Origin of the sequence: Leucobacter sp. MMO-125, assembly GCF_037148395.1 — a bacterium.
Lineage (GTDB): Bacteria > Actinomycetota > Actinomycetes > Actinomycetales > Microbacteriaceae > Leucobacter.
The window spans coordinates 472,964-490,432 of record NZ_JBBCTL010000003.1 but is presented as its reverse complement, the minus strand read 5'-3'; the positions used below and the strand labels follow the sequence as shown (position 1 = coordinate 490,432).

The window sequence follows — 17,469 nt, the reverse complement described above, 5'->3', positions numbered from 1 at the left end:
GTCTCTTGCAGCCGCCCGGCGCTCAGCGCGGGCGCTACTTCGTCTTGCCGGAGCGGATCGCAGCCTTCACCTCGGCGATAGCCTTGGTGACCTGAATGCCGCGCGGGCAGGCGTCGGTGCAGTTGAAGGTGGTGCGGCAGCGCCACACGCCCTCGGTGTCGTTGAGCACGTCGAGACGCACCTGAGCGTTGTCATCGCGCGAATCGAAGATGAAGCGGTGCGCGTTGACAATGGCAGCCGGGCCGAAGTACTGGCCGTCGGTCCAGAACACCGGGCAGCTCGTGGTGCACGCGGCGCACAGGATGCACTTCGTGGTGTCGTCGAAACGCTCACGATCCTCGATGGTCTGCAAGCGCTCCTTGCCGTGCTCAGCAGGCGCCGAGTTAGGCATGAGGAAGGGGTTGACCGCACGGTAGGCCGCGAAGAACGGCTCCATGTCGACGATCAGATCCTTTTCGAGGGGCAGACCCTTGATCGCCTCGACGTAGATCGGCTTCGAGATGTCGAGATCCTTGATGAGGGTCTTGCACGCGAGGCGGTTGCGGCCATTGATGCGCATGGCATCCGAGCCGCAGATGCCGTGGGCGCAGGAACGACGGAACGCGAGCGTGCCATCCTGATCCCACTTGATCCGGTGCAGGGCGTCGAGGATGCGATCCGTGGGGTACATCTCGACGTCGAAGTCTTCCCAGTAGGCGTCGCGACCCGATTCCGGGTTGTAGCGGCGCACCAGCAGGGTGACGGTGAACGGCTTCGGTGCGTCAGGAGCGCTGCCCGAGGCCGAGGCCTGGGTGGAGTCGACGGCGGTCGCTTCAGCGGTAGCGGTGCTCATGGCCTAGTACTTCCTCTCCATGGGCGGGTAGTTCAACTCACCCTGCTCGTTCTTCGTGAACACGACGGGCTTCCAGTCGAGCCTGATGTGATCGTCGGGGTCGGCCGAGTGGGGGTCGCCCGAGAGATACGCCATGGTGTGCTGCATGTAGTTCTCGTCGTCGCGGTTCGGGTAGTCGTCGCGCATGTGACCGCCGCGGCTCTCCTTGCGGTTGCGCGCCGTGTAGGCGAGCACCTCGGCAAGGTCGAGCAGGAAGCCCAGCTCGATGGCCTCGAGCAGGTCGGTGTTGTAGCGGCGACCGCGATCCTGCACGCCCACGTTCATGTAGCGCACGCGCAGGTCGTGAATCACACCGAGCACTTCAGTGAGCGACTCCTCGGTGCGGAACACCTGGGCGCCACGGTCCATCGCCTCCTGCAGCTCGCGACGGATATCGGCGACGCGCTCGGTGCCGGTGCCGGTGCGGAAGCGGTCGACGAGCTCGCGGATCTCCTTCGCAGGGTCGGCGGGCAGATCGACGAAACTCGCGGTCTGCGCGTAGTCTGCGGCGTTGTTGCCGGAGCGCTTGCCGAAAACGTTGATGTCGAGCAGCGAGTTCGTGCCGAGGCGGTTCGCCCCGTGCACGGAGACGCAGGCGCACTCGCCGGCGGCGTAGAGGCCGGGCACGACGGTGTCGTTGTCCATGAGCACTTCAGCGGCGTTGTTCGTGGGGATGCCACCCATCGCGTAGTGCGCGGTGGGGAACACGGGCACGGGCTCGGTCACCGGGTCAACGCCCAGGTAGGTGCGCGCGAACTCGGTGATGTCGGGGAGCTTCGTCTCCAACACCTCGGCGCCCAGGTGGGTGCAGTCGAGGTAGACGTAATCCTTGTGCGGGCCGGCACCGCGGCCGTCGAGCACTTCCTGCACCATGCAGCGCGCCACGATGTCGCGGGGAGCGAGGTCCTTGATGGTGGGGGCGTAGCGCTCCATGAAGCGCTCGCCGCTCGCGTTACGCAGGATCGCACCCTCTCCTCGGGCGCCCTCGGTGAGGAGGATGCCGAGACCGGCGAGACCCGTCGGGTGGAACTGGTAGAACTCCATGTCCTCGAGCGGCAGGCCCTTGCGCCAGATGATGCCGACGCCGTCACCGGTGAGGGTGTGGGCGTTCGAGGTGGTCTTGAAGATCTTGCCGAAGCCGCCGGTCGCGAAGACGATCGACTTCGCCTGGAAGACGTGCAGATCGCCGGTCGCGAGCTCGTAGGCCACGACGCCGGCGGGGCGGCGATTCTTGCCCTCGCCCGTCATGACGAGGTCGAGCACGTAGAACTCGTTGAAGAAGTTGACGCCCAGCTTGACGCAGTTCTGGAACAGCGTCTGGAGGATCATGTGGCCGGTGCGGTCAGCCGCGTAGCAGGCTCGGCGCACGGGGGCCTTACCGTGGTCGCGCGTGTGACCGCCGAAGCGACGCTGGTCGATCTTGCCCTCGGGCGTGCGGTTGAAGGGAAGGCCCATGTTCTCGAGGTCGATGACCGCGTCGATGGCTTCCTTCGCAAGAATCTCAGCGGCGTCCTGGTCGACGAGGTAGTCGCCTCCCTTGACGGTGTCGAAGGTGTGCCACTCCCAGTTGTCGTCCTCGACGTTCGCGAGCGCCGCCGCCATGCCGCCCTGCGCCGCACCGGTGTGCGAACGGGTGGGGTACAGCTTGGTGATGACCGCGGTCTTCGCCTTGGGGCCGGCCTCGATCGCGGCACGCATGCCCGCTCCGCCGGCGCCGACGATCACGACGTCGAACTGATGATAGGTGACACCGTCCTTGACGGTGACTTCCTCGCCCTGATGGGTGTCTGTGGTCACGTGAGTCCTATTCTTCGAAATCTGTAAGCCTGGGCTGCCGGGTTCGCTACGACGCGTTGCAGAACGACGCTACGAGCGCCGGATCGGCCCCCGCGGGGCAGGGATCGAGCGTGAACACCACGAAGGTGCCGAGCAGGATCAGCAGCGCGGCCGAGAGGAACAGCAGCACCTTGAAGGTCTTCGCAAGGCCGGGGCGGGTGACGTAGTCGTTCACGATGGTGCGCATGCCATTGGCGCCGTGGATCAGAGCGAGCCACAGCAGCAGCACATCCCACACCTGCCAGAACGGGTTGGCGAGCTTGCCGCCGACGAAGCCGAAGTCGATCGCGTGCACGCCGCCCGGCGTCGCGATGAGGTTCGAGAAGAGGTGGCCGAACACGAGCACGACGAGCAGAACGCCCGAAACGCGCATGTAGATCCAGCCCCACTTCTCCCAGTTGGTGCGCTTCTTGGCGGGTGCCTGCGAGCGGGGGGATTCGATGGTCATCGTCATGTCTGTCTCTCCTCGCCTAGTGCCCGAACACGTTCATCAGGTGGCGCGGCAGGAAGCCGGCCATCGTGATCGCCCAGGCGGCAATCACGATCCAGAACATCACGCGCTGGTACTGGGCACCCTTGCGCCAGTAGTCGACGAGGATGATGCGGATGCCGTTGTAGGCGTGGAACACGATCGCACCCACGAGCGCTGCCTCGCCGAGGCCCATGATGGGGGTCTTGTAGACGCTCATCACGGCGTTGTACGCCTCGGGGCTGACACGCACGAGGGCGGTGTCAAGCACGTGAACGAGAAGGAAGAAGAAGATGGCGACGCCGGTGATACGGTGCAGCACCCAGGACCACATGCCCTCGTTGCCGCGGTAGAGCGTGCCGCCCGGGCGACTCTTCTTCTTTGCCGCGGGTGCGGCCTCTGCCGTTTGGGCTGACACGGGCTTCCTCCTTGGTCCTGCTTCGCCGAGCTAGGCTCGGCGGCTGACGGCGCGGTCTCGGCGAGCGCGGGCGCACCCGATGATCTCTCCAAACCGAGAATCCGCTGCGCCCCCCATTATGACACCTTTTCCGACCCTCCCCCGTACGCCCGCCCGGGCGCGCGGATCCGCCCATTCATCTGATGAATATGCGGATCCCGGCCCCACGCATCCCCGCACACGCCCTAGGCTGGAGCCATGTCTGACGCCACAGTCCTGCGCCCCGCCATCGAGCGACTCACCTGCGTGATTCCCGCCGGAGGCGTCGGATCCCGACTCTGGCCCCTGTCACGCGCGAACGCACCGAAATTTCTGCTCGATCTCACCGGGTCCGGCGACTCACTGCTGCGCGCCACCTGGGACCGCCTTGCCCCCATCGCCCCCACAGACCGGGTGATGGTGGTGACCGGCGTCTCTCACCGCGACTCCGTCATGCAGCAGCTGCCCGAGCTGCTGCCGCAGAACCTCATCACCGAGAGCGAGCCAAAGGATTCGTCGGCCGCGATCGGGCTCGCAGCGGCGCTGCTCGAACTGCGTGACCCGGACGCGATCCTCGGATCTTTCGCCGCTGACCATGTGATTCGCGGCGACGTACTCTTCCAGCGCGCCGTCACCACAGCTGTGCAGGCCGCCGATCGCGGGTACATCGCCACGATCGGCATTCACCCCTCGCATCCGGCGACAGGATTCGGCTACATCTCCTGCGGTGAGGCTCGCGGCGACCTCGCACCCTTCGATGTGTACGACGTCTCCGAGTTCGTCGAGAAGCCCGACGCCGAGATGGCCGAAGAATACCTCGCCCACGGCGGGTATCTCTGGAACGCTGGCATGTTCATCGCGCGGGCCACCGTACTGCTCGACCAGATGGCGCTCTCCGATCCCGAGCTTGTGCGCGCGCTGCGCGAGATCGCCGCCAGCTGGGGCACCGAGCGCGGGGCCGATGTCCGGGAGCGACTGTGGCCCACACTGCCGAAGATCGCGATCGACTACACGGTGGCTGAACCTGCCGCAGCCGCGGGCAAGATGGTCTGCATCGCCGCCCACTTCGACTGGGACGACGTGGGCGACTTCGCCTCGGTCGCCAACCTCCTCACCCGTGGCCGCGGCAGCGACCTCGCCGTGCTCGGCGACGGCGCGCAGGTGCTGTCGGACGCGTCGAGCGGCATCGTCGTCTCCGAGAGCGAACGCCTCGTCGCCCTCGTCGGTGTCGACGACGTGGTGGTGGTGGACACCGCCGACGTGCTGCTCGTCACCACCAAGAGCCGCGCGCAAGACGTCAAGAACCTCGTCAACCGCATGAAGGTGACCGGCGGCGGCCACCTGCTCTAGCGCGGGGCGACGAGCGCGAAGGGGTAGCGCGCGGATCGGGCCACGCGCTTTGCATCCGCGAGGGACGCGATGTCGCCGCCGGCGAAGCGGTCGCCGGTCTCGTAACCTGGATCGCTCGACACCACCACACGGCCTGCAGTGTTGACCAGCGTCGCCTCGGGCAGCTCGGCGACGCTCGGCAACAGCACACCCTCAAGCGAGGAGACCAGCACGTCGGCGCAGACGACGCCCGAGAAGCGACCGTCGAGCAGCACCGGAATCGACGAGGTGATGGTGATCTCGTTCGAGCAGAGATAGTCGACGAAGGGCCCGGCGACGTGCCGCTCCCCCGTGGCCTGCGGCACGCGGTACCACTCGAGACGCACCAGGTCGATGGCCGCCTGGCCAGGCCCGAAGGTCGACGAGGCCAGCAGGCTGCGTTCCGGCCCCTGCCACCAGGCGAGCGGATTTCCCTCGGAGACGACGGCCTCACTGGCGCAGTAGCCTGCGCCGTAGAGCGGCCTGTCGGCGACGTCGAGGATCGCGTGGGCTTCGGGCTCCACGATCGCTGCGAGCTGGTGCCCGCTCAAGGGGCCGGCGCCCAGGTGCTCCTGCAGCTGGGACGCGAGACGGGGCGCCCAACTGTCGAGCGGCGCGAAGACGCCGTCGAAGAACTCGTCGACCGCTGCTATCCCATCGGAGAGCGCTCGATCCGCTGCCTTCCCCACCTCAGTCACTCCCCTTCGAGCCGTCACCGGTTGCTCCGGCGTGACTCAAGTGTGGCACGAAACGATTCGTCTCGCGGATCGGCGAGGAGTTCGGCTCGGAAGGCCACAAGCCAGCGCACCGAGTTGCGCACGCTCTCGCGCACCTCGGCGCGGGCGGCCACGGCATCGCCAGCGCGGGTCGCCTCGATCTGGGCGGCGAGCGCATCGTGCGTGTGCAGCCGCTCCGCGGTGTCGACGTCTTGCAGTCCGAGCAGCGGGGTGAACTCGGTCTGCACCCGCACATGCTCGTTGGTGAGCCGCACCGACTGGCTGAGCGCCGCGAGTTCGAGCTGCACCTCGGTGATGCGACGGCGCCAGAGTTCGGGGGGCAGTGCGCGTGCGGTGTCGAGGATGCCACGCACCACGTCGAGTTCGTCGGTGGTGGCCCGCAGGCAGGCGTAGTCGGCGCAGGTGCCGACGATCACCTCGTAGTGCACGCCCAGGTCGGCGAGCGCGACTCGGGGCATCTCCATGAGCGCGCGCGCGTTGACCTCTTCGACGGCGCCGTGGCTCGACCGCACGAAGCTACCCCCGTGTCGGCCCCGCTTGGTTTCGATGAGCCCGCGGTGCCGCAAGGCCCCGAGGGCTTCTCGCACGGTGACGACGGCGACGCCCAGCAGGCCGGAGAGCTCGGTTTCGCTGGGCAGCCGCTCGCCCTCGGTGAAGGCGCCGACGGAGATGGCCTGCACGATGCGGGATACCACCTGCTCGGTGCGCCCCTCTTCGCCGATCGGCGCGAAGGCTGCGGTGCGCAGGCGACTCGGAGGCGACTGCACGAGCGAACTGTTCACCGACGACCTCCGGTCTTCCTGCGGATCCGTGACGAGTTTCCCACGATTCGAGTGGGGATTGCCTGAGCCACAACGTGATGAAAACGTAACGTGCCAAGATCGCACTCGGTTTCAAACCTATAAACCCATATGTTATCTTTCTAAACATCGGCCCACCAGGGCCCGGTTCGACAACGACGTTGAGGAGCATCGCCCCCATGCGACACACCACTTCCCCCGCAGAGCACGGCGACATCGCCGTCTCAGTCCAGGGCGTCCACAAGCAGTTCGGCGATCTCGTCGCGGTCAAAGACCTCGACATCGACATCCGCGCCGGCGAATTCTTCTCCATGCTCGGCCCCTCCGGCTCGGGCAAGACCACGGTGCTCCGCATGATCGCCGGCTTCGAAGAACCCACCGCCGGCCGCATCCTGCTCCACGGCACCGACGTCACGCGGGCAGCCCCCTTCGACCGCGAGGTCAACACCGTCTTCCAGGACTACGCCCTCTTCCCCCACCTCTCCATCGCCGAGAACGTCGCCTACGGCCTCAAAGTGCGCGGTATGTCGAAGGCGGATCGCGAAAAGCTCGTCGGCGAAGCGCTCGAACAGGTGCGCCTCTCCCACGTAGCCGAACGCCGCCCGTCCCAGCTCTCCGGCGGCCAGCGCCAGCGCATCGCGCTCGCCCGCGCCCTGATCCTGCGACCCAAGGTGCTACTGCTCGACGAACCCCTCGGCGCCCTCGACAAGCAGCTGCGCGAGCAGATGCAGTTCGAGCTCAAGCAGATCCAGCGCGAGGTCGGCATCACCTTCGTCTTCGTCACGCACGACCAGGAAGAAGCCCTCACCCTCTCCGACAGGGTCGCCGTGTTCAACAACGGCAAAATCGAGCAGGTCGGCAGCCCCCGCGAGGTCTACGAATTCCCCCGCACCGAATTCGTCGCAAGCTTCCTCGGTATCACCAACCTCATCACCGGTGAGCAGGCGCAGCAGATCTTCGGCAGCGAGCTGCCGCACAGCGTGCGCCCCGAACGCATCCACTTGGCAGACCCGACGACGCTCCCCGAAGCAGGCACCGTTGCACTCGCCGGCAGCGTCGTCGAGGCAGTCTACGCCGGCGCTCACACCCGCTACCTCGTCGAAACCGAGCTCGGCACGCGCTTCATCGCCGAGAAGCAGAACAACCAGACACCCCACACTGAGCCCTCGATCCGTCGCGGCGACGCGGTGAGTCTGCGCTTCGCGGCGGATCACGCGGTCACCGTGCCCGGCGAGGCGACTGCCGCCCCGAGCCCCGCGACCGCTCCAGCCCCGGCCTGATCGCAGACCCGGAACACCGATCCGGATCCGCTAATCACCCTCGAACCTCCCGCACCACCACTCACTACAAAGGAGTACTGATGAACAAGAAACTGCTCGCCCCCGCAGCCCTGCTGGCTGCTGTGGGCCTCGCACTCTCAGGCTGCGCAAGCAGCGACGCCGGCGGCGACACCGCCAGCGGCCTGCAGATCGACGTGCCCGACGTGCCGATGATGGAAAAGCTCGGCGACATGGAGAAGGAAGTCAACATCCTCGCCTGGTCGGGCTTCGTGGAGCCGGCCTGGGCCGACCAGTTCACCGCCGACACCGGCTGCAAGGTCAATCGCAAGGTCTTCGCAACGAGCGACGAAGCCGTGCAGCTCATGCGCACCGGCGAATACGACCTCGTCTCGGCCTCCGGCGACGCAAGCCTCCGCCTCATCGTCGACGGCAATGTGCAGCCGCTCAACACCGAGCTCATCCCCAACTTCGGCGACGACATCGTCGAGGGCATGAAGGGTCAGCTCTACGACACCCTCAACGGCAACGTCTACGGCATCCCGATCGGCCGCGGCGCCAACATCCTCGAATACAACAGCGAGGTCGTCACCGAAGCCCCCACCAGCTGGGACGTCGTGTGGGAGTCCGACAGCCCCTACGCCGGCAAGATCGCCGCCTACGACAGCCCCATCTACATCGCCGACGCCGCGATCTACCTCATGGAGCACGAGCCCGATCTCGGCATCACGAACCCCTACGCGCTCGACAAAGATCAGCTCGCCGCCGCCACCGATCTGCTCAAGCAGCAGAACAAGATGGTGTCGGAATACTGGTCGCCCGCCACGAACGTCACCTCGTTCACCGGCGGCAACTCCGTCGTCGGCACCTCGTGGGAGGTGCTGCGCAAGGCTACGCAGGACGAGAAGTTCAAGAGCGTGCTGCCCGAGGAAGGCTCGACGGGATGGTCTGACGCCTGGATGCTCGCCGCAGACGCGAAGAACCCCAACTGCGGCTACGCCTGGATGGACTACACCAGCTCACCGGAGGTCAACGGCCAGATCGCGATGAACTTCGGCATGGCCCCCGCGAACGGCGCATTCTGCGACACCAGCGACGAGGCCAAGGCCCACTGCGACTACTACAACGCCACCGATGAGGACTACTACTCGCAGGTGTGGTTCTGGACCACCCCCATCGATCAGTGCCTCGACGGCCGTAAGGACGTGCAGTGCACCAACTACCAGGACTGGACCAGCGCCTGGGCCACGGTGAAGGGCTAACCCCCTCCGCCCCGCGCGGATCCTAACGATCCGCCCCAGCCGGTCGGGCGACGCCCCTCGCCCGACCGGCTGACCCCCTCCGCGATCCGCGATCCGCCGCCCCCCGTTTCACCACAGCGCCCCCAGCTCTACCGTCAGCGAGGACCCCCATGAGCTCCCAGAACCTGCTCGAACGCCGCCCCAAGCCGATCTCGACCGCGCTCTACAGGCACCCGAAAGGCCGCCTGGCCTCGCTGCTGACCCTGCCGATGACCTGGCTCATCGGGGTCTACATCCTGTCGCTCGCGCTGCTGCTCATCACCGCGTTCTGGACCACCGACCCCTTCACCTCCCGCGTCAAGCCCGGCTTCACGCTCGATAACTTCCAGCAACTCGCCACAGTGCCCGCCTTCCGCGACACCGCCCTGCGCACCCTCGGCATCGCGCTCGCCGTCACCGCGATCTGCGCACTCTTCTCAGTGCCGCTCGCCGTGTTCATGGCGAAAGTTGCGGGGCCGCGACTGCGGGCCGTGCTCGCAGTGCTCGTCACGCTGCCGCTGTGGGCCGGCTACCTGGTGAAGATCATCGGCATGCGCCTCGTCTGGACCGAGAACGGCTTCTTCAATTGGTCGCTGTCGCCGCTCGGGATCGAGGGGCCCGGGCTCGGGGTGCTCACCGTGATTCTCACCCTCGTCTACCTCTGGTTCCCCTACATGGCGATCCCCGTCTACGCCGCAGTCGCACAGATCCCCACCAACCTCTTCGACGCCTCATCCGACCTCGGAGCTGGCGGCTTCCGCACGATCCGCACCATCGTCGCACCGCTGCTGCTGCCCTCGCTCATCGCAGGCTCCATCTTCACCTTCTCGCTCAGCCTCGGCGACTACATCGCAGCCATGTACGTGGGCGGATCGACGCAGATGATCGGCAGCATCATCGCGCAGAACATCAACCTCAACCCGCCGCTCGCAGCGGCCTTCTCGGTCGTGCCGATCGTGCTCGTCGTCATCTATCTCGCCGCCGTGCGCCGCACGGGCGCCCTCAACAACCTGTAGACGCCCGAGAAGGATCAAAGGAGAACCGCAATGCTTCGCCTCAACCGCGGCACCAAGATCGCCCTCGCGATCATCACGCTCATCGTCATGGGCTTCATGTACATTCCCCTGTTCGTGATCGTCATGAACTCGTTCAACGCTGGCAAGGTCGCCGGCTGGCCCATCCCCGGCTTCTCGCTCGAATGGTGGGGCAAGGCGCTCGCCAACCCTGCCGTGCACGCGGCACTGCTCAACTCGGTGGTGGTGGCGTCCGTCGCCACGGCCTTCGCGCTGCTGCTGGGCACGCTCGCCGCCTTCGCGCTGCAACGCTTCAAGTTCTTCGGGCAGCAGACCGTCAACCTCCTGATCGTGCTGCCGATCACGCTGCCCGGCATTGTCACCGGTGTCGCGCTCTCGAACACGTTCCACCAGGTGCTCAAGCCGATGGGCATCCACATCGGCTACTGGGGCATGATCATCGCGCACGCCACCTTCTGCGTGGTGATGGTCTTCAACAATGTGATCGCACGGCTGCGTCGCATGAACCCGAACCTCGAAGAAGCGTCGATGGATCTCGGCGCCGGCATCGCCCAGACGTTCCGACTCGTCACCTTCCCGCAGTTCCGCAGCGCCTTTATCGCGGGTGGCCTGCTCGCCTTCGCGCTGTCATTCGACGAGATCGTGGTGACGATCTTTACTGCCCCGCCCGGTGTTGAGACGCTACCACTGTGGATCATGAACCAGATGGCGCGCCCCAACGAGGTGAATCAGGTGAACGTGGTCGCCACCGTGATGATCCTGCTGTCGCTCATCCCGGTCTACTTCTCGCAGAAGGCCGCGGCCGCGGGCGACGCAAAATAGGAGGCGGATCGGCGATCTCGTTTCGGAACGCAACGGCGGGGCACCCCTCGGGTGATCCCGCCGTTGTGTTGCCGAGGGGGCTCCGAACCGTCTCCGACAGGCCGATCGCTCAAGAACTGGAAAACCCCACTGCGATGCAGTGGGGTTTTGGCGGAGGATGGGGGATTTGAACCCCCGAGGGCGTGAACCCAACACGCGTTCCAGGCGTGCGCCATAGGCCGCTAGGCGAATCCTCCTCGTCGACCGAAACGATCAACGTCGTCCAGTCTAGCGGGTTCCCGCCGCGCATCCGAAACCGGACGCTTCGGGGGTGAAACTGGGAACGTTCTCAGCCCTGCACTTGAACATAACGGATTGGTAACGCATACTGGATGAGGCGTTCGGGCCACCGCCCGGCGCTTTTTGTTTGAACAATCCCTGGAGTACACGCGTGAGAGTTTCCGCCAAGGCATTCGTAGTCGGCCTGGTCTCATCCGTCACGTTCGCTTTCGGCGCCGCACCTGCCGTCGCAACGACTCCCGTCGAAGACTTCTCCGTCGCAGCCGTGCAGCCAGCCGCCGCGCAGCTCAGCCAGACACTCGACACCACCACCGACGAAGCACTCGCAGGCGCACCGATCGAGGCCGTCGTGGCACTCGAGGAGATCGCGACAGTGCCCCACAACTTCGACGTGGCCGCCACGATTGCCCTCGCCGAGAGTGAGATCGGCACGAGCCGCGCCACCGGCTGGAGCGCTCCCGGCGAGTGCATCATGTCGGCCCAGCGCTGGATTCGCGCCGGCGGCGGCAACTGGGGCGGCGGCGGCAACCCCGTCTCGAACTACGACAACGCCACCCGCGTCACCCTGGCTACGGCAGCCCCGGGCGACATCATCCAGTACGAGTACATCGACTCCCCCACTTCTTGGGTGACGGGCGTGCACACCGTGCTAATCACCGCGGTGCACGACGACGGCACCTTCACGATCATCGAATCCAACAACCCTGGCGGTTCCGGCCTCGTCAGCAAGAACGAGCACTGGACCCCCGCACCCCCGGCCGGCTTCCAGGCCGCTGTCTGGCGCTTCTAGACACGGCTCGCGCCGCAGGGCGGGGTGCGGATCACGCGATCCGCACCCCGCCCTTTCGCGTCCGCCCCTGAGCTGCGCTGCACTCACCGGCGCCTGGCCTGCGCAAGCTGCGCCTGCCTCACGATCCGCCTGTTTGCCCCTGCCCCTGTCGGCTGCAACCGAAAGGCGATTATCGCGTGCGGGCCCGCCCAGTTCACCCGCGTTTTTCACCTCTCGACACCCACACTGACAGCAGGAAGGGGGAGGTTGCGAGAAAGGCAGAGTGTGGAGAAGGGCAAGAAGTCCCCTCCGCCAAAGGTGCGAGCCCTACAGCACCTCTCGGTGGCGTTCCCTCAGTTCTTCGACTGCGCGTTCCAGCGAAGGGTCGTCGCCGCGAGCGAGGCCCGCGTACTGCAGCACAATGCCATCCTCGCTCGGCACGGCCTTCACCCACATGCGTCGTCGCGGCACGAACAGCGACCACAGCAGCCCGCCGAGCGCGAGCAGGGCGAAGATCAGCACCCACTCCTGGGCGGGGTTCTGCATCACGTCGAACGAGGCGTAGCGGGGCACCGCATCGAGCGAGATCGTGCCGAGCCCGTTCGGCAGCTCGACGCTGTCGCCCGGGCGCAGCTCAAGCGACTTGCGATCGACGGCTCGGCCTGTGAGCTGCTCCATGCCTTCGGTGTCGAGCACGTACACCGACTGCGGCACTCCGCTGTCGAGGCCGAGGTCACCGGTGAACACGTCGAGGGTGAGCACGGGGTTCTCAAGGTCGGGGTAGTTCGAGGTGTAGGCCCCCGAGTCGAGTTCGGTCTGCGTGGGGTAGAAGAAGCCGCGCAGGCCGAGCTGGGTCTGCTCGCCGGCGGCGTCGACGATGCCGTGGGGCACCTTCACCACACCGAGCGAGGTCATGTTGAGGTTGTCCTGTGGGATGAAGGGCATCGCCTCGCTGTAGACGACAGTGCCCTCGGCGTTGCGGATCGTGATCTGCGGCGCGTACCCATTCGCGATGAGGTAGATGGGCGAGCCATGCACGCGCAGCGGGTGGTTGACGCGGATCGTGTGCTCGCTCTCCTCACCTTCGCCCTCGGTGAGGGTGACGTTCGCCACGTAGTCCTTGACCAGCCCGATCGCGTCGACGTTGCCGTCATCGGGGGTGTTGTAGGTGACATCGAGCGAGTTGAGACGCAAGCTGAACGGGTCGAGGCTCGAGCTGTCGAAGGATCGGCCAGAGGTTGCGCTGTCGTAGTCGATCAGCTGGTTGATGAGGGTTTCACCCTCGACCACCACTTTCTGGCCATTGAAGGTGAAGACGCCGCCGATACCGACGCTGATGAGCACTCCGAGCAGCGACACATGGAAGATGAGGTTGCCGGTCTCGCGCAGGTAGCCGCGCTCGGCCGAGACCGATACTTCTTCGACTCCGCGGCGGGAAGTGCGCTGCACCTGCACGCGGTAGCGCAGCTTCTTCAGCACGCGGGCCGCCTCAGAGACGGCGCGCTCGGCGAAGGCCGCGCGATCCGCCTCGCTCGCCTCCGGGTTGGAGACGCGGATCTCGGTGTATCCGGCCATGCGCTGCAGGCGGGCGGGCGTCTTCGGCGGCTGACCCCGCCACGCCTTCCAGTGGTGCACGATGCGGGGCAGCACGCAGCCGATCAACGAGATGAACAGCAGCAGGTAGATCGCCGAGAACCACACCGACCCGTAAACATCGAAAGCCTGGATCGGGAAGGCATCGAGGATGGGGAACAGCTTCGGATGATCCTGCTCGTACTGGATCACACCGTTAGGGTCGGCACTGCGCTGCGGCACGAGCGAGCCGGGAATCGCGGCGACCGCGAGCAGCAGCAGCAGGATGAGGGCGACCCGCATGCTCGTGAGCTGCCGCCAGAACCAGCGCAGCCACCCCTTCAGGCCGATCTCAGGGGCCTCCACCTGCAGTGCCCCGCGGGCACCCGATCCATCATCGTAGTCAGAGGGGCGTGACATATCCGCCGATCACCGCCTGCAGTGCGTACATCATCCGGCTCCAGAGTCCGGTCACCATGAGGAGACCGATGAGGATCAGCAGCGCGCCGCCGATCAGGTTCACGGCACGGATGTGCCGTTTGAAGAACGTCATGGTCTGCGTCATCCATCCGAAGCCGAAAGCGGCGATGACGAACGGCAGGCCGAGGCCGAGGCAGTAGGCGAGCGCGAGAATCACGGATCGCCCCACCGAGCCCTGCTGCAGGCTGAGACCCATGATCACGGTGAGGGTCGGCCCCATGCAGGGGGTCCAGCCGATCGCGAAGACCGCTCCGAGCACCGGCGCGCCGAGCAGGCCGAACTTCGGTTTGATGCGCAACTTCTTGGTGGTCTGCATCGCGCCGAAGAGCCCGATGAACACGAGCCCCATCACGATCACAAACACGCCCATGATGCGTGTGATGAGCTGCTCCCACTCCAGTAGCCACACGCCCACCGTGCCAGCGGCGGCAAGGAAGGCGACGAGCACTGCCGTGAACCCCGCTACGAAGAGCAGCGATCCGATCACCATGCGCCCGCGCGCGGGCGGTTCACCGGGGGTCGATCCCGCTGTCGACCCCACATAGGCGAGGTAGCCGGGCACGAGCGGCAGCACGCACGGCGACAGGAAGGAGAGCAGGCCCGCAGCAATCGCGATCAGCGATGCGACGAGCAGCTGGCCGTCGGCGACGAGGTGCTGCAGATCCACCGCTACTGCTCGCCTGGTTTCGTCTCGCCGCTCTCGGCAAGGGTCTCGTTGATGAGGGTGCGCAGCTGCGATTCACCGGCAAGCTGCCCGAGCACGCGGTGCGCGACGCGCCCCTCGGCGTCGAGCACGAGCGTGGTGGGCACCGCGTTGAGGGGCACCTGGCCGGCGAAGGCGCGCTGCACCTCACGGCCGCCGGCATTGTCCAAGATCGAGGGGTACTCGATGCCGAACTGCTCGGAGAACTGCTGCGCCTGCGCGAGCTGGTCGCGGGTGTTGACGCCCACGAACCGCACGCCCTGCGGGCTGAACTCGTTGTAGGCGGCGACGAGGTCGGGGGCTTCGGCACGGCACGGTGCGCAGCCGGCGTACCAGAAGTTGACGACGGTGACGCTGCCAAGCGTATCGGCCGAGCCGAAGGTGTCGCCGGTCTCGGTCTTGCCCGAGTATTCGACGGGTTCGGTGCGCTCGGCGGGGGCGATGCTCAGCGAGGAGCCGTCACCGGACACGAAGTTCTTGCCACTCGATTCCTCCCACTGCTGCGCGAGGTTCTCACCGCCGCCGCAGCCGGTGAGCAGCAGCGCCGCGGCAAGCGGCACGGCGAGCGCGGTGCGGCGGATCCGCCCCCTGATGCGCGCGTTCATACGGCCCCCACATCGACGGCGCCCTCGGTCAGCCCGGCTGCCGGCGTGCGATAGTCGACCTCGAACCAGCGTTCGCCACGCTTCTCGAAAGTGGTGATGCTCGACAGGTCGCAGCGTCGCTTCGCAGGGTTGTGCGCGAGCGGTTTGCCTGTCACGTCGAGGTGCGCCACCCAGATGGGGGCCTGGTGCGACACCATCACGATGTCTCCGCCGCGGGTGGTCTCCCACGCTTCGTCCATTGCCTCGCGCATGCGGGAGGCAATCTGACGGAACGGTTCGCCCCAGCTGGGGCGCAGCGGGTTCGCGAAGCGGTACCAGTAGCGAGGGTTCTTGAAGACCGAGTTCTCACCCGATTTCACCATGCCCTCGAACACGTTCGTCGGTTCGATGATGCGCTCGTCGGTGAAGATTTCGAGGCCGAATGCGCTGGCGATGGGCCGCGCCGATTGCTGCGCCCGCTCGAGGGGCGAGGCGATCAGCTTCACCGCGACGCGGTCGCTACCCGCCAGTTCGAGCGCCGCGGCCTCTGCCATGCGGTGCCCGAGCTCGGATAGGTGGAAGCCGGGGATGCGGCCGTACAGCACGCGGTCGGGGTTGTGCACCTCGCCGTGGCGCACCAGATGCAGCAGTTTGTCGCTCACGGCTCCATTCTACGTTCGCCGTGTCTGGGAGTTCCCGGGCTGCGGGGGCGCAGCACCCCGCATTACACGCCGCCGGGGCGTGCCCGGCCCGGTAGACTGTGCGGGTGACTGAGCGTGTATTGATCAAGGATCTGGCCGCCCGTGAAGACGGCCCCGTGCGTGTTTCCGGCTGGGTCGAGAAAGTGCGCGACCAGCGGTACGTGCAGTTCGTCGTGCTGCGCGATGAGAGCGGGGCGGTGCAGCTGGTGAACGGCGGTGTGCTGCGCGAGGCGGATCCCGAGAACCCGCGCTCCGATATCCTCGTGCCGCGCACCACCACGATCAGCGAGCTCACCCACGGCAGCTTCATCACCGTCGAGGGCGAGCTGCAGCACAACGAGCGGGTGAAGCTCGGCGGCGTCGAGATTCAGATCGAGCAGATCGAGGTCGTTGCGAAGGCACTGCCCGACAACCCGATCGCCGCCGACAGCGGCATCGATGTGCGCCTCGACTGGCGCTTCCTCGATCTGCGCCGCCCCGAGCAGAATCTCGTGTTCCGTGTGCAGACCACCTTCTTGCACGCGCTGCGCCAGGTCTGGGTCGACCGCGGCTTCATCGAGATTCAGACGCCGAAGCTCATGGCCTCGGCCTCCGAGTCGCGCGCCGAACTGTTCGAGGTGGAGTACTTCGAGGGCAAGGCGTTCCTCGCGCAGAGCCCCCAGTTCTTCAAGCAGATGGCGCAGGCTGCCGGCTTCGGCGGCATCTTCGAGGTGGGCCCGGCATTCCGCGCCGATCCCTCGTTCACTTCGCGGCACGCGACCGAGTTCACCTCGATCGACACCGAGCTGAGCTGGATCGACTCGCACGAAGACGTCATGGAGCTGCATGAGGAGCTCATCGTCGCGGGCCTCTCCGCCGTGAAGGAGAAGCACGGCGAGGAGATTCAGAAGCTCTTCGGCATCGAGCTCGAGGTGCCGTCGCGCCCGTTCCCGCGCATTCCTCTCGCTGAGGCGAAGGAGATCGTGAAGGCCGAAGGCTACGAGATTCCTCGCGCCGACGCCGACATGGATCCCGAGGGCGAGCGCCGTATTGCCGCGCACGTTAAGAAGAAGTACGGCCATGACTTCGTCTTCCTCACCGACTACGCGTGGTCGATCCGCCCGTTCTACCACATGCGCCACGAGGGTGACAGCGAGCTCACCAACAGCTACGACCTCATCTACCGCGGCACGGAGATCTCCACGGGTGCGCAGCGCGAGCACCGCATCGAGGTGCTCGAGGCGCAGGCCATCGAGAAGGGCATGGATCCGAAGGAGCTCGACTTCTACCTCGACTTCTTCCGCTACGGCGTTCCCCCGCACGGCGGCTTCGGCATGGGCCTGAACCGTGTGCTCATGCTCCTGCTGCAGCAGTCGTCGATCCGAGAGGTGACCTACCTCTTCCGCGGCCCGAACCGCCTGCTGCCGTAAGCAGCTCGACCGTCGAGTAGCCCCGTGCCCTCCCGTGTGGAG

The 17,469-nt window shown here is 66.3% G+C and carries 17 protein-coding genes and 1 tRNA gene; 7 read left to right on the top strand and 11 right to left on the bottom strand.

The features are described from left to right. Nucleotides 1–34: 34 nt before the first annotated feature. The 4 genes from WFI54_RS09910 to sdhC are packed head-to-tail and all read right to left on the bottom strand — an operon-like array spanning nucleotide 35 to nucleotide 3,594. Entirely contained in the window at nucleotides 35–832 is a 798-nt protein-coding gene (locus tag WFI54_RS09910; protein ID WP_336652624.1) for a succinate dehydrogenase iron-sulfur subunit, read from the bottom strand. Nucleotides 833–835: 3 nt separating this feature from the next. Next, nucleotides 836–2,668 (bottom strand): succinate dehydrogenase flavoprotein subunit, encoded by a 1,833-nt coding sequence (gene sdhA / locus WFI54_RS09905; RefSeq protein WP_336652623.1) that lies wholly within the window; start codon nucleotides 2,666–2,668, stop codon nucleotides 836–838. 46 nt (nucleotides 2,669–2,714) lie between these two features. Then, a complete protein-coding gene (locus WFI54_RS09900; protein WP_336652622.1) occupies nucleotides 2,715–3,161 on the bottom strand; it encodes a succinate dehydrogenase hydrophobic membrane anchor subunit in 447 nt (148 codons plus the stop codon). 16 nt (nucleotides 3,162–3,177) lie between these two features. Continuing rightward, nucleotides 3,178–3,594 carry a succinate dehydrogenase, cytochrome b556 subunit gene (sdhC, locus tag WFI54_RS09895; protein ID WP_076623914.1) on the bottom strand — a complete coding sequence of 139 codons (417 nt, stop codon included), beginning with the start codon at nucleotides 3,592–3,594 and terminating at the stop codon, nucleotides 3,178–3,180. Between the two features lie 237 nt (nucleotides 3,595–3,831). On the opposite strand from sdhC, the gene WFI54_RS09890 reads away from it, so the two are divergent. Further along, entirely contained in the window at nucleotides 3,832–4,962 is a 1,131-nt protein-coding gene (locus WFI54_RS09890; RefSeq protein ID WP_336652621.1) for a mannose-1-phosphate guanylyltransferase, read from the top strand. Here WFI54_RS09890 and WFI54_RS09885 read toward each other — a convergent pair. Beyond that, on the bottom strand, nucleotides 4,959–5,669 hold the full coding sequence (locus tag WFI54_RS09885) for a cache domain-containing protein (RefSeq protein WP_336652620.1): 711 nt from the start codon (nucleotides 5,667–5,669) through the stop codon (nucleotides 4,959–4,961). The two genes, WFI54_RS09890 and WFI54_RS09885, sit on opposite strands and share 4 nt — an antisense overlap. A 23-nt stretch (nucleotides 5,670–5,692) precedes the next feature. Continuing rightward, nucleotides 5,693–6,499, bottom strand: a complete 807-nt coding sequence (locus WFI54_RS09880; protein WP_336652619.1) for a FadR/GntR family transcriptional regulator — start codon at nucleotides 6,497–6,499, stop codon at nucleotides 5,693–5,695. A 197-nt stretch (nucleotides 6,500–6,696) separates the two neighbouring features. Between WFI54_RS09880 and WFI54_RS09875 the strand changes: the two genes are divergently transcribed. From WFI54_RS09875 to WFI54_RS09860, 4 genes are all read left to right on the top strand, one after another. Continuing rightward, a complete protein-coding gene (locus tag WFI54_RS09875) occupies nucleotides 6,697–7,797 on the top strand; it encodes an ABC transporter ATP-binding protein (RefSeq protein WP_336652618.1) in 1,101 nt (366 codons plus the stop codon). An 80-nt stretch (nucleotides 7,798–7,877) separates the two neighbouring features. Next, the gene (locus WFI54_RS09870) at nucleotides 7,878–9,056 is read left to right on the top strand and encodes an extracellular solute-binding protein (RefSeq protein WP_336652617.1); all 1,179 of its coding nucleotides are present in this window, start codon (nucleotides 7,878–7,880) and stop codon (nucleotides 9,054–9,056) included. A gap of 149 nt (nucleotides 9,057–9,205) precedes the next feature. Continuing rightward, nucleotides 9,206–10,090, top strand: a complete 885-nt coding sequence (locus tag WFI54_RS09865; RefSeq protein ID WP_336652616.1) for an ABC transporter permease — start codon at nucleotides 9,206–9,208, stop codon at nucleotides 10,088–10,090. A 30-nt stretch (nucleotides 10,091–10,120) separates the two neighbouring features. After that, nucleotides 10,121–10,930, top strand: coding sequence for an ABC transporter permease (locus tag WFI54_RS09860; protein WP_336652615.1), 810 nt, complete (start codon nucleotides 10,121–10,123; stop codon nucleotides 10,928–10,930). Nucleotides 10,931–11,078: 148 nt separating this feature from the next. Here the strand turns inward: WFI54_RS09860 and WFI54_RS09855 are convergent. Next, nucleotides 11,079–11,166: transfer RNA gene (locus WFI54_RS09855), tRNA-Ser, on the bottom strand. Nucleotides 11,167–11,360: 194 nt separating this feature from the next. Between WFI54_RS09855 and WFI54_RS09850 the strand changes: the two genes are divergently transcribed. After that, nucleotides 11,361–11,999, top strand: a complete 639-nt coding sequence (locus WFI54_RS09850) for a CHAP domain-containing protein (protein ID WP_336652614.1) — start codon at nucleotides 11,361–11,363, stop codon at nucleotides 11,997–11,999. 306 nt (nucleotides 12,000–12,305) lie between these two features. On the opposite strand, the gene resB is transcribed toward WFI54_RS09850, so the two are convergent. From resB to WFI54_RS09830, 4 genes are read right to left on the bottom strand one after another with little or no spacing between them, the layout of a single operon-like run. Beyond that, complete coding sequence (gene resB, locus WFI54_RS09845) at nucleotides 12,306–13,970, bottom strand: cytochrome c biogenesis protein ResB (RefSeq protein ID WP_336652613.1); 1,665 nt, start codon at nucleotides 13,968–13,970, stop codon at nucleotides 12,306–12,308. Beyond that, nucleotides 13,954–14,697: a cytochrome c biogenesis CcdA family protein gene (locus WFI54_RS09840; RefSeq protein ID WP_336652612.1), complete on the bottom strand. Its 744-nt coding sequence runs from the start codon at nucleotides 14,695–14,697 to the stop codon at nucleotides 13,954–13,956. Before WFI54_RS09840 ends, resB begins: the two co-directional genes overlap by 17 nt. Before the next feature lie 2 nt (nucleotides 14,698–14,699). Beyond that, nucleotides 14,700–15,338: a TlpA family protein disulfide reductase gene (locus tag WFI54_RS09835; protein ID WP_336652611.1), complete on the bottom strand. Its 639-nt coding sequence runs from the start codon at nucleotides 15,336–15,338 to the stop codon at nucleotides 14,700–14,702. Then, nucleotides 15,335–15,979, bottom strand: a complete 645-nt coding sequence (locus tag WFI54_RS09830; RefSeq protein ID WP_336652610.1) for a histidine phosphatase family protein — start codon at nucleotides 15,977–15,979, stop codon at nucleotides 15,335–15,337. Before WFI54_RS09830 ends, WFI54_RS09835 begins: the two co-directional genes overlap by 4 nt. 104 nt (nucleotides 15,980–16,083) lie before the next feature. On the opposite strand from WFI54_RS09830, the gene aspS reads away from it, so the two are divergent. Continuing rightward, a complete protein-coding gene (gene aspS / locus WFI54_RS09825) occupies nucleotides 16,084–17,427 on the top strand; it encodes an aspartate--tRNA(Asn) ligase (protein ID WP_336652609.1) in 1,344 nt (447 codons plus the stop codon). Nucleotides 17,428–17,469: the final 42 nt, after the last annotated feature.